This is a genomic window from Brevibacterium sp. UCMA 11754, from assembly GCF_021532275.1.
Lineage (GTDB): Bacteria > Actinomycetota > Actinomycetes > Actinomycetales > Brevibacteriaceae > Brevibacterium.
The window spans coordinates 44,946-56,911 of the sequence record NZ_JACBOT010000011.1 but is presented as its reverse complement, the minus strand read 5'-3'; the positions used below and the strand labels follow the sequence as shown (position 1 = coordinate 56,911).

General features: G+C 65.1%; 11 protein-coding genes. 2 read left to right on the top strand and 9 right to left on the bottom strand.

Annotation, left to right across the window (positions count from 1 at the left end; genetic code table 11):
• Window positions 1-118: 118 nt before the first annotated feature.
• From HX613_RS06590 to HX613_RS06580, 3 genes are read right to left on the bottom strand one after another with little or no spacing between them, the layout of a single operon-like run.
• Entirely contained in the window at window positions 119-1,096 is a 978-nt protein-coding gene (locus HX613_RS06590; RefSeq protein WP_235344606.1) for an MBL fold metallo-hydrolase, read from the bottom strand.
• Window positions 1,097-1,101: 5 nt separating this feature from the next.
• A complete protein-coding gene (locus tag HX613_RS06585) occupies window positions 1,102-1,557 on the bottom strand; it encodes a PaaI family thioesterase (protein WP_235344605.1) in 456 nt (151 codons plus the stop codon).
• 23 nt (window positions 1,558-1,580) lie between these two features.
• Window positions 1,581-2,030, bottom strand: a complete 450-nt coding sequence (locus tag HX613_RS06580) for an Lrp/AsnC family transcriptional regulator (protein ID WP_235344604.1) — start codon at window positions 2,028-2,030, stop codon at window positions 1,581-1,583.
• A gap of 160 nt (window positions 2,031-2,190) precedes the next feature.
• Between HX613_RS06580 and HX613_RS06575 the strand changes: the two genes are divergently transcribed.
• Together HX613_RS06575 and mgrA are read left to right on the top strand one after the other, a co-directional pair.
• Window positions 2,191-2,817 (top strand): LysE family translocator, encoded by a 627-nt coding sequence (locus tag HX613_RS06575; RefSeq protein ID WP_235344603.1) that lies wholly within the window; start codon window positions 2,191-2,193, stop codon window positions 2,815-2,817.
• An 84-nt stretch (window positions 2,818-2,901) separates the two neighbouring features.
• Window positions 2,902-3,942: an L-glyceraldehyde 3-phosphate reductase gene (gene mgrA, locus HX613_RS06570; protein WP_328284912.1), complete on the top strand. Its 1,041-nt coding sequence runs from the start codon at window positions 2,902-2,904 to the stop codon at window positions 3,940-3,942.
• Window positions 3,943-3,969: 27 nt separating this feature from the next.
• On the opposite strand, the gene HX613_RS06565 is transcribed toward mgrA, so the two are convergent.
• Genes HX613_RS06565 through HX613_RS06540 form a run of 6 tightly spaced genes read right to left on the bottom strand, consistent with a single transcriptional unit; the run spans window position 3,970 to window position 11,943 of the window.
• Window positions 3,970-5,061: a phosphotransferase gene (locus HX613_RS06565; RefSeq protein WP_235344602.1), complete on the bottom strand. Its 1,092-nt coding sequence runs from the start codon at window positions 5,059-5,061 to the stop codon at window positions 3,970-3,972.
• Window positions 5,061-6,308 (bottom strand): phosphotransferase, encoded by a 1,248-nt coding sequence (locus HX613_RS06560; RefSeq protein ID WP_235344601.1) that lies wholly within the window; start codon window positions 6,306-6,308, stop codon window positions 5,061-5,063. Before HX613_RS06560 ends, HX613_RS06565 begins: the two co-directional genes overlap by 1 nt.
• Window positions 6,305-8,161 carry an ABC transporter ATP-binding protein gene (locus HX613_RS06555; RefSeq protein WP_235344600.1) on the bottom strand — a complete coding sequence of 619 codons (1,857 nt, stop codon included), beginning with the start codon at window positions 8,159-8,161 and terminating at the stop codon, window positions 6,305-6,307. The genes HX613_RS06560 and HX613_RS06555 overlap by 4 nt, the downstream gene beginning before the upstream one ends.
• Window positions 8,158-9,393, bottom strand: coding sequence for a glycosyltransferase family 4 protein (locus HX613_RS06550; protein ID WP_235344599.1), 1,236 nt, complete (start codon window positions 9,391-9,393; stop codon window positions 8,158-8,160). The genes HX613_RS06555 and HX613_RS06550 overlap by 4 nt, the downstream gene beginning before the upstream one ends.
• Window positions 9,390-10,715, bottom strand: coding sequence for a glycosyltransferase family 4 protein (locus tag HX613_RS06545; protein WP_235344598.1), 1,326 nt, complete (start codon window positions 10,713-10,715; stop codon window positions 9,390-9,392). Before HX613_RS06545 ends, HX613_RS06550 begins: the two co-directional genes overlap by 4 nt.
• Entirely contained in the window at window positions 10,705-11,943 is a 1,239-nt protein-coding gene (locus tag HX613_RS06540) for a glycosyltransferase family protein (RefSeq protein WP_235344597.1), read from the bottom strand. Before HX613_RS06540 ends, HX613_RS06545 begins: the two co-directional genes overlap by 11 nt.
• Window positions 11,944-11,966: the final 23 nt, after the last annotated feature.

The following is an 11,966-nucleotide window of genomic DNA, read 5'->3' as shown; positions in this document are numbered from 1 at the left end:
TTTGTGTCCGCCGTGGTTGACACAGTTGAGTCCGATCGAGCCGTGGCGAAGGAGAGCAGGATGCCGATGAACCAGCCGAGGAGGATGAGGCAGGCCCGTGGGAAGCGGTGGAGTCCCCTCACTCCCAGTTCCGCGGGTACGGCAGATCGAAGACTCTGAGGTCGACTGGGGTTGACTCAGCAACGGCGTAGACAGTTCCCTCACGCAGTGTGATCGCGCCCGAGGCAAGCATCGAGTCGAGAAGATTGCGGATGAAGTCGTCGACGTCCCGACCGACGGTCGCGGCCGAGTCGGTGACCCAGGCGCGCTGGCCGAGATAGCTCTCGAGTTCGGTCCGAACAATCCCGTTGTGGATCATCAGCGCGAAGGCGAGGATGCGCTTTGCCCCGTAGTCCACGGCGAGGTCGATGTTCTCGCGTTGCCTCTCCAGTCGGGAGATGGCCTTGTTGATCGCCGGTTCCGGGGCGGTCACCAGCGGACCATGGCCGGGAAGGAGCACCTTGGCGCCGAGGTCGTGCAGCCGCCTCAGAGAGGCAATGGCCGGATCGAGGGCACGGGTTCCCTGGTTCATGATGCTCACCCAGCCGACGTCGTAGGCGGTGACCGAGTCACCTACTGCCGCGAGGCGATGCTCGGCGTTCCAGAGCGCGATGTGCCCTGGCGTGTGGCCTGGGATCGTGAGGATCTCCCATTCTGAATCGCCCAAAAGCTCGCGGTCGCCGTCGGCGAGTACCCGGTCGACGGCATATTCAGGGACGGGCTGGTCCAGATACTCGGCGGCGCAGCACCCTGCGTCGTGGCGGTGGATCGCTCGGGCCTCGACTGTCGATCCGGCGATCTCTGCTCCTGCGGATTGGAACAGGGCGTTCGCGCCGACGTGGTCGGAATGCCAATGGGTGTTGACCACCACGTCGATCCGCGAGCTCTGCTCACCGGCCAAAGCTGCCGTCTGTTCTGAGTGGGCGACGAAGCCGGTGTCGACCAGACTCGGACGCTGGCCGCGAAGCAGCAGGAAGTTCGAGTTCGGGAACGGTCGCGACTGCCAGACCACCTCGGTGGGGAGTCCGGGCTCGGTCGGCGTCGACGCTGGGGCCATGGCGATCAGGCCTGTGCCTTGATGAGGGTCTGCTGTCCCGCAGCGACGAGCTTCCGCTTGCCCCCATCGTGCGCGAAGACCTCAAGTCGAGAGATCGTCAGCGTGCGTCCCGGCTTGAGGACCGTGCCGATGGCCTCAAGCTCCTCGCCGACGGCAGGAGCGATGAGATTGATCTTGAACTCGACCGTGAGCACCGCCGACTCGGAGTCGAACATCGTCAGCGCCGCGTACCCGCCAGCGCTGTCCGCGATAGTGCTCGTCGCGCCGCCGTGGAAGAACCCGTGCTGCTGAGTCACCTCGGGGCTCATCGGCAGGTGGATGTGCACCTCGCCCTTGTCGACATCACCCAGTCGGGCGCCGAGGCTGTTCATCAGTCCCTGCGCCGCGAAGCTGGCCGCGATCTTGTCCTTCATCGCCTGACTGACGTCGTCGGTCTGCGCGCGGTCGGTCGATTCGCTCATTGTTCTCCTTCGATGGTTCGGGTTCAGATCGGAGCGTGGTGGGTGACGACTGTCTTCATGATCAGCGTCGAGGTCAGACGTCGGACTCCCGGCAGGCTGCTCAGCTCTCGGTCATAGAGCTCTTGGAAGTGCTGTTTGGACTGCGCAGCGACGTAGAGTTGATAGTCCGGTTCGCCGAACAGGCGCTGGGCCTGGACGATGTTCGAAATCTCAGTGACTCCCGCTTCGAAGTCGGCAACGGAACGCTGGTCTCCGGACTTCATGGTCACGAAGACGAGGGCTTCGAAAGGGAGTCCGAGCAGGTCAAGGTCCAGGTCGGCCCGGAATCCGCGGATGACGCCTTCCGTCTCGAGGTCGCGGAATCGACGGTGACAGGCGGAGAGGCTGAGCCCCACGTGGGAGGCCACTTCGGTCATCGTGGCACGGCCATCCTTTTGGAGTGACGACAATATCTCCATGTCAATTGCGTCCATGCTCAATATTCTTCACATGATCAGCGCTTATGGCAATAGCTTTCGCAGCACATTGCGTCGAATTTTGCATAGTCTCTCTCCGTGCCCATTGATCGGGCGGATCGGGACCGCGGTTCAGCCTCGGCTCTTCGGACATGTATTTCACAGGAGGAGAGCTCATATGGACGATTCGTCAACGATGGCATTCTGGGGCGTGTCGATGCTGTTCGTGCTCACTCCCGGCGTCGATTGGGCCTTCGCCATCTCTTCGGGACTGAAGCACGGCGGCACCGCACCAGCCATTTTCGGAATGCTCGCAGGACATCTGAGCGCCACGCTCATCGTCTCGGCCGGGGTCGCGGCGGTCATCACGGCCTCGGAGACGACGATGCTCATCCTCACCGGTGCCGGTGCCTGCTATCTGATAGGGCTCGGGGTCTCTGCTCTCCTGCATCCGGCCGCTCCCGACCTCGAGGGCGAGCGGGTCCCGGTCGGAGGATGGCCGCTGTTCGCAAAGGGCGTCGGCATCAGTCTGCTCAATCCCAAGGTGTTCCTCCTCTTCCTGGCTCTTCTCCCGCAGTTCACCTCGACCGAGGGAACGTGGAGCACCGGGTTGCAGATGATCACCCTCGGCGTCATCCACGTTGCCAACTGCGCGATCGTCTACTTCGCAGTCGGATTCGGCGCGGGAGCGCTGCTGAGCAGACGTCCTCGGGCCGCGAAGATCGTCGGGATCGTCTCCGGCATCGTCATGATCGGGCTCGGCATCATCCTCCTCGGTGAGAAGGCGATGAGCATGTTCGCATGAGCGGCAGTCGGTCGCGCGAGCGGCCCGTGGGCTCACCGATTAGGCTGAGGGAACATCCGTGAGAGTTCAGACCCAGGAGGCACCGTGTATCAAGCAGCCGATGACCGCTACGAATCGATGACCTATCGCCGGGTCGGCCGATCCGGTCTGGTTCTTCCCGCTCTGTCATTGGGGCTGTGGCACAACTTCGGCGATGACGTCGCCTTCCAGAATCAGCGCGACATCGTGCGTCGGGCCTTCGATCTGGGAATCACTCATTTCGACCTCGCCAACAACTACGGACCGCCGCCCGGCTCGGCCGAGACGAACTTCGGTCGACTGCTGCGCGAGGACCTCCATCCGTATCGTGACGAGCTCATCATCTCGACCAAGGCCGGCTGGGGGATGCATCCCGGGCCCTACGGTGGTCCGGGCGGCAGCCGGAAGTACCTGCTCGCCAGCCTCGATGCCTCGCTGAAGCGATTGGGCCTGGACTATATCGACATCTTCTACTCCCACCGCCCCGATGCCTCGACACCATTGGAGGAGACCATCGGCGCGCTCGACACCGCGGTGCGCTCGGGTCGTGCCCTCTACGCAGGCATCTCCTCGTACTCGGCGGCCGACACCGCCAGGGCCTCGGCGCTGGCGAAGGACCTGGGCACACCGCTGCTCATCCACCAGCCCTCCTATTCGATGGTCAACCGCTGGATCGAATCCGATGATCTGCTCGAGACCACAGGGTCCGAGGGGTTGGGCGTCATCGCGTTCTCTCCTCTCGCGCAGGGGCTGCTCACCGACAAATACCTCGGCGGCGTCCCCGAAGACTCGCGCGCAGGCAAAGCCACTCCGTCGTTCAAGGACGGGTTCCTCTCCGAGGACAACCTCGAGCGCATCCGCGGACTGAACGAGATCGGTGCGGCGCGCGGTCAGTCACTGGCACAGATGGCTTTGAGCTGGGCACTGCGCGACGATCGTGTGTCCTCGCTGGTCATCGGGTCCAGCCGCGTCTCGCAGCTCGAGCACAATGTCGCCGCCCTCGACGCGGATCCTCTGAGCGCCGAGGAACTGACCGCAATCGATGAGTTCGCGATCGATTCCGGCGTCGACATCTGGGGAGACGCCCGCCGCAGCACGAAGGACTGATAACCCCGGCAGCCTCTTGCTGATGAGCTACTCGTGCGCGGCGTCAAGCAGAGCCCCTGTCAGTCCACTCCACCGCGGCCGAAACGCATAGACGCAGGCCAGCCGCACAAGTGCTGAGCGCTCATAGGTGCGCACCCGCCGTGGATCGAGTCCGCTCGCCGAGGTGACGCGGGAGATCTCCCGGATCACCACCTCGGCGTAGTCTGGCGTCCAGATTCCCTGCTGCGTGCGCCACCGTGCGTGGGCGCGCAGATTGCCGAGGTCGAGTTCGCGTTCGCCCAGGCAGGCGGTGTCGACGTCGAGCAGTCCTGGCCCTGCGACCGGGTCCCACATGATCTGCTTGTCGTGGAGGTCCCGATGGATCGGCCCCCAGTTCCTTTCGCCCGCGTTCTCTTCCCCTGCGTTCTTTTCCCCCGCCGAGGCGGCACCGACGTCGAGGAGGTCAGCGCGCACGTCCGCGATCAGGGAGTCAATCTCGGCACGCTGTGGTCCGAGGAACTCGTGGGCGCGGTCGCGCCACTCCTCGAGCACCTGCACCTCCGAGTCTGCCGAATGAACCGGCATCGGGGTCACAGTCTCTCCGGCGGCGAGCGCCCACGCGTCGAGGGCGTCGGTCCAGGCACGCGACCAATGAGCACCAAGACGCTGCGGATCGTGGAGTTCAACGCCCGGCAGTGCACTGAGTACCACTGTTGAGCCATCCGCAGACAGCACATTCGGCAGTGCGAAGCCGTTCCGGAAGTCCTCGGCCCGATCCTGGCCGGCGACGATGCCTGCCGCCCGGGAGGGGCGCACACATTTGGCGAAGCGTCCGTCGGCCAGTCGGATCACGGCTCTCTTGCCGGGCCGGTGCGAGATCAGCTGGTTTCCAGCGGCGGCGAGGAGCCGTTCGAGTCCCGGAAGCTTCGGATCTCTGCCCTCCTCGAGCATGTCCACGTGTCCATCCGTGTCCACGTGCCCATCGATGCCCGATTGTCCATCACTGAGGAATCCGGCTCTGATTGCCGAGTTCCTCTTCGCCTCGATGGCGATCCGATTGCGGCTGGCCGGCCAGGCTCGGCGCACCGCCCATGTCTCACCGTCGATCGTGACGACGTCGGGAATGACGCGTGATGCCATCACGACACTCGGCTGTCGCTCGCGGTCAGCGCCCGCTGCGCAGCGCCGATGGACTGCAGTGTGGCTTGCTGCCAGTCCGATCGGCACGCACGCCACGGTTCGAGGGCCGTGATGAGCATGGCCCAAGCGGCCCATGATTCCACGTCGACCTCGCCCCCTCCAGCGCTCCGGTAGCCGTCGAGGAATCCGGTTTCGAGGGTTTCTGCCTCTGCATCGGTTCGTCGTCGGCATGCGGCCACCCACCTGCCGAGGTCCGTCCCGACGTGCCCGACGCCGGCTCTGTCGAGGTCGATGATGCGGCATTCCGAATGACCGACGAGCACCTGGTCGGGGCTGAGATCGCCGTGAATCGCGCGATCATCCAGGCCGGCTTCAGCGCCGACACCCGTTCCGCTCTCGGTCCCGATCCGTCGGCGAAGCTGCTCGACGCAGTCCTGCGTTGCGTCGCTGACCTCGGGCAGCAGCTGCGACAACACGGTTGCGGCCTCATCTGCTTGACCGATCGGCGATGTCGAGAAGCCAGGGACAACCTCGGTGGGGGTGTGGCGGTGGAGTTCTGCGATGATCACTCCCACCTCCTCTGCCACGGCCAGATCCGGGTGGGTCTCGAGGTCACCGGTTCCCCACCATGGGGAGCGCACAGCCGTGCCCCTGCTGCCGATGGACTCGACGGGCAAAGTCGGCAGACCCCACCTGGCCCACTGTGCGGCGGTCCCGACCAGGTGCTGCTGGGAACGGGTGCCGATGCGGATGAACTCGGGTTCGCCCGAGGTCTGCCCAGTGTGTCTGAGAAGAACGCGCCGGCCCGGGTTGTACCGGATCACCTCGAGGGCGTCTGCGCCGGGCAGGCTCTGCGTCCCACGGGCGATCTCCTTACTCAGCTTCGAATCGGCCAGCACCGATCCGCTGAGCAGCACGCTGCCCGTGGCACCGGCGGATCTCGGCTCGCTGCATTCGTGAACGACCACCGGCTCGCCTGCGCGGGCGGCCCGCCTGCGGATGTTGGCGAGTTTGTCCGCGCTGGTCACAACCGCACTCCACCCCCAGTCCTGGAGCCCGCCGAGGCGGCCCTCACCCTTGCGCTGCCAGGAGACGATGGCGCTGCGGCCGCGTTTGACCCGAATCCGGGTCGGGACAACGGCAGATCCCACACGCTGTGACAGTGCTTCGGCTGATCTGAGCTCGGTGACATACGGCAGGCCCGCGAATTCTGCGGTTGCCTCATCCATGCCCTGGCGATTCGTCATCCCGTCACCTCCTTGAGAGTGTTCCCCATCTGGGAATCCTCGGCCTGCGTGCGCATCCAGCGAGCGATTCTGGTGTCCGGGTCACTGGCCAAATCGCTCAGCGATCCGTCTTCGACGATCTGCCCGTCCTCGAGCCACAGCACCCGGTCGAGGTCGCGGATCATCGCCAGGTCGTGAGTGATGACGATGCTCGTCCGTCCTTCGGTCAGATTCGACACCGAGCCCGCGACCTGCCCGCGAGTCTGCGGGTCAAGACCCGAAGTCGCCTCGTCGAAGACCACAACAGGTGCGTCACGAACCAATGCCCTGGCGATGGCCAGACGCTGCCTCTGCCCACCGGAGAGCGTGTCGCCCCGGTTGCCCAGCACGGTGTCATACCCCTCGGGCAATCCCACGATGAATTCCTCGGCCTGGGCCGCGCGAGCCGCATCTTCCACCTCGGCGTCGGTGGCGTCCAGACGGCCGTAGCGGATGTTCTCCCGCACGGTCGCGGCGAACAGAACCGATTCCTGCAGGAGCACCGATACGTTCGAGCGCAGGGAGGATCTGGTGACGTTGTGCGTGTCGTAGCCGTCGATGAATATCGACCCCGATTCCGGCTGGGAGAGCCGCAGCAGGTAGCTCATCAACGTGGACTTCCCGGCTCCGGAGGCGCCGAGGATCCCCACCTTCTGCCCCGCGGGGATCAGCAGATTGAAATCGTTGAACAGCGGATTCCCATGGCCGTCCGCCGAGGTGATGCGGTCGAATACAACATCACCGACGACGGGCCCCATGGTCAGAGCGCCGGGGACATCGGCAATCTCGATCGGTTCGTCGAGGAGATCGGCGATCCGTTCCCCAGACGCGGTGGCTCGGGCGATGCGGCCAGTGTATTTGGCCATATCGCGCAGCGGCTTCATCGCGATCTTGAGGTACATGAGGAACAGCACCAGATCCCCGGGGGACATGGCCCCGCGCAGCACCTGGTAGCTGCCGAAGATGAGGACCAGCGCCTGGGAGATGCCGACGAGCACGTCGGTTGATCGTTCCAGCCCCGCGGCCAGACGGCGGGCACGCACACCGGCCTTGAGCGCGCGTTCGTTTCCGTTGGAGAATTCGCGTGCCACGGTGCCCTCGAGACCATAGGCCTGGACGACGCGGATGGCGCCCAGCGCTTCGGCGGCGGAGCCGACGAGCCTGCCTTCGCCCTTGCGAGTTGAGCGGGAGGCTGTCGTGATCTTCGGAGTCGCGATCTTCGACAGCACCCCGTAGATCGCCGCGGTGACGAGCACGATGGCACTGAGCACCGGGTCGAGGATGACCATGACGACGAGGAGGACGGCCAGGGTGATGACGTTGCCCACCAACGGAAGACCAGCAGTCACTGCCACTTCCTGGAGGCGTCCGATATCGCCGACGAGGCGCTGGGAGGTGTCTCCGATCGAGGCCCGCGAGTGGTACCTCAGCGACAGAGCCTGCACATGCTCGAAGACCCGCGAGCGCAGCTGGGTCGCGACTCGGGCGCCGACGAGCGCGAAGCAGATGGTCGAGGTATAGTTCGCCACGGCTCTGCCTGCCACGATGACCGCCAGACCGATCGCGGCCGCTGCCAAGGTCATCCCGACGTTCGATCCGACGCCGATGGTCGGCCCGATCTCTGCGCCCAGGGCAGAGGTCACGGCATCGATGGCGATCTTGAGCGGCCATGGTTCGAGGATGCGGAAGATGACGTCGCAGAACAGTGCGGCCAGCCCGCCGAGGATGAGCCACTTATGCTGACCCAGGTGCGGGGTGAGGATCCGCAGGGTTCGCTTCAGCGCCCCGGGCGAGATCTTGGTCCGGGACTTCTTCGCTTTCGAGGTCTGACTCATACCGACTCCAACACGAACGGCGCCAGTATCTCCTGGCACCGACTGGTCCACGAATGATGGGCAAGTGCTTCGGCACGGGCGGCAGCACCCATCCGCTGCCTCACCTCGGCGTCGTCGATGAGGTACTGCAGGGCACATGCCAGCGCACCGGAGTCGCCGGCAGGCACAAGCGACGCCGCACCGGTCCCGTCGAGGACAGCGGGAATCGAACCGATCGCCGAGGCGACGATGGGCAGTCCCGCCGCCAGGTACTCGTAGATCTTCAGCGGCGAGAAGTAGTTCTCCCCCGCCGGGTACGGGGCCACAGCAATATCGAAGGTGCGCAGTCGGGCAGGGATCTCTGCCGGGGCAAGCGCACCGTCGAAGGTCACACGGCCACCGAGGCGAAGAGCCTTCGCCTGCTTCTGCAGAGCCTCCGCCTCCGGTCCGTGCCCGAGGATATCGAGATGGAAGTTCCCACGCAGATCGGCACAGGCCTCGATGAGCCGGTCGGTGCCGTGCCAGGGTTTGAGGGTTCCCACAAATCCGATCCGCACGGGTCGATCGTGACTTGGCACAGGTCGATCGTGACCTGGTTCCTCACCGTGACCTGGTTCCTCGTCGAGGCTGCCCACTCCTTCAGAAGACCGTGCCGGTGTGATCCGCTCCGTGTTCACACCGTTGGGGACCACCGAGACATCGCGCAGTCCCGGGTAGTCACGGTCCACCCAGGCGGCAACCGCGGAACTGACACAGACGATGCGCTCGGCTTCGACGAAGCTGTGGGCCGTGGTCCGAGCGGCGTGCGCATCGTGGACGAGACCGCGATGCTGCTTCTGCTCGGCGAGCAGAGGCGCGTTGACCTCGAGGACCAGAGGCACGCCGAGGCGGCTGCTGATCTGCGCTCCGGCGGTAGAGAACAGCGAATACCGTTCGTAGACGAGGTCGAAGGCCTGGTCAGCTCCGGCATCCGGAGCAGACGCGGTGTCGACGACCATATCAGCGAGCATGTCGGACAGGCGCATGAGCGCCATCTCCCGTTGGCTTCGATCAAGACCGCCGGGCACTTTGAGGCGGGTGACGTTGAGATCGGCGAGGTCGGTCGGGATGTCGTCATCGGTGCGGGTGCAGAAGACGCTGACGTCATGCCCGAGGCTTCTGAAGGTGCGGATGACTTCCTGCACGTGGACGCTTGCGCCTTTGGTGCCGAAGACTCCGATGCCCGGGTCGAGCAGAATGTAGGCGATTCTCATGACACATGCTCCAGTTCTCGGTCGGCGTGCAGTGCGGTCGCGATTGTGCCTGTCACCAGGTCGGCAAGTTCGCGGGCCTGGGAGCGTGAGTCGTGCTCTCGGCACACGAGGCGGCGAGCAGCATCGGTGATCTCTCGTACGGAAGCAGGATTCTCCTGCAGCCGATGGACCACCTCGGCGATGGTGGATGCGATCTGATCGGGGGCATCCCCCTCGACCAGCCACCCGGTCTCATCGTTGATGATGACCTCGGGCACGGCCGTGACTGTGCCGGCGATGCACGGGATTCCGGTGGCCATGCCTTCGAGCAGGACGGTCGGCAGGCCATCGGCATTGCCGTCGGCGCCGATGACGAACGGGGCGACGAGGAGGTCGTGACTGGCGAACATCTCGCGGACTTCGGACTGGGTCAGCGCTCCGTGCATGTCGACGAGCTCGGTGAGGTGGCTCGTGACGATGAGCTCTCGCAGCTCGTCATCAAGCGGACCCGTGCCGACGAGGTCGAGGTGACAGGGCAGGCCGGCGTCGCGCAGTCGGGCGAGCGCGGTGAGCAGATGTGCGAATCCCTTCTTCTCAACGAGGCGACCGACGGCCAGAAGCGAGGGAATCGCCTGCGCCGCACCGCTTGGTCGCTCCGCGATGTCGGGACGATAGGGGAAACGATCGAGTTCGAGACCGTTGCGCACGACGACAATCCGCTCGCTGAGCTCATGGCCGAGGGTGCGGCTCAGATAGCTGTGGTTGTAGTCGCTGATGGCGATGACGTGGTCGGCGTCGGCGACCTTCCGGCTCAGATCGTTAAGTTCGACGCTCTCATGGAAGATGTCCTTCGCATGCGTGGTGAATGAATATGCGATCCCCGTCAGCGCCGAGGCGGCCCGAGCCACCGTCGTCGCCACCGACGCGAAGTGGGCGTGGAGGTGGGTGACCTCGTGTTCGAGTGCCAAACGGGCCACGGCAGCGGCCTGGACGGCATCGTCGTGGCTCAGCTCTGTGATGTCGCCGAGGTGGGCCATGAGACCAGCGGCGATCCTCGGATCCTGCATGCTCTCCTGCCAGGTCTGCCAGAAGCTGCGGGCGCTCGAGGGCCGTTCGACGTGGATGACAGGGGCCTTGACCCTGGCCAGCTCCGGGTGGAAGCGGGTATCGGTGCTCGGCCGCAGGGAGAAGATGATGAGATCCTCCCCCGCTGCCTCCCTGGCAAGGATCTCGGAGACGATGAAGGTCTCGGAGAAGCGCGGGTACATCTTCAGGACGTAGGCGCGTTTGGTGCTCAGGTGCGCAGATGTGGGTGCGTGTGTGAGTGCGTGTTCAGCCTGCATAGCTGGCCTCCTCGATTGAAGCGACGGCGCCGAGGGCCGAGGAACTGTGGTCAGGGACGATGGCGGTGACGTGTGGGCCGATGAGTTCGGCAGCGAGGTGCGCGACCGCGGCCAGCCCGGCCAGGTCGATGTGCGAGCGGTCGATGGAGTGATCGACCTGCCGGCTGAACCAGTCGCTGAGTGCCGTTGCGCTCATCCGATCGATGGACAGTGTGTCGATCGCGCCGACCGCGGCAAGCGCAGACGCCCGCCGAGGCTGCTCGGCACGATGACCGTTCCGGGGGACGACGAGGGCCGGAGTCGTCGTCGCGATCACCTCGCTGATGGTGTTGTATCCACCCATGCAGACGAGTGCGGATGCCCTGTCGATGAGGCCGGGAACGTCGTCGCTGTGTCGGATGACGATGGTCGACTCCGACGCGGATCGTTTGAGAGCTTCGAACTCGGCGAAGTCCATCTGGGGACCCGTCACGACCAGGTGGGCGTGGCCTGCCGGTGGACGCGCACGTACCGCGATCAACGCGAGGTCGGCGCCGTCGGAGCCTCCTCCCAAGCAAGTGAGGACGAACCGTCCACGCGTTGTCGCGGCACGTTCCACGGAGTGTTCCACGGGGCGCTCCATGGCCAGGTAACCGGTGCATTCCGCGATGCGCGCAAGCTCCTCAGGCACTTCCCCGGTCGCCCTTGGGTCGTAGACGTCCGGGTCACCGTAGATCCAGACCTCGTCGAAGGCAGCGGCGACGACGCCGGCTCCGCCGACACGATCCCATTCTCGTTCGATCACCGAGGGGGTGTCGAGGACCTCGCGCAGGCCGAGGACCGTGCGGCACCCGCGGGCCCTGACGTGGTCGAGCGCTTCGTTCAGTTCGCCGTCGATGCCGAAGGGGTGGCGATCGACGATGAAGAGTTCAGGGTCCTGCTGGTCAAGAATCGCGGTGATCGCGGCGGCCCGCAGGGCGCTGAGCCCTTCCATCGACGAGGCCAATGCCCGGGGCTCGTAGCCTCCAGCCGATGGGGTCACACCGGGCAGAATCACCCAGTCCCATCCGGCGGGGAGATCGAAGCGAGTGGCCTCGGGGTTGCCTGCGATGAGCAGACCGCTCACTCTGCGTCCGGTCAGTGTGGGAAGGTCCTTGGCCAGGGCGAAGGCCAAGGCACGGTTCCGGCGGATGTGTCCCAGACCCAGGGAGTCGTGGGAGAACAATGCGATTCTCAGAGTGGAATTCATACTCTTCATCCTGGTCTGCCTGA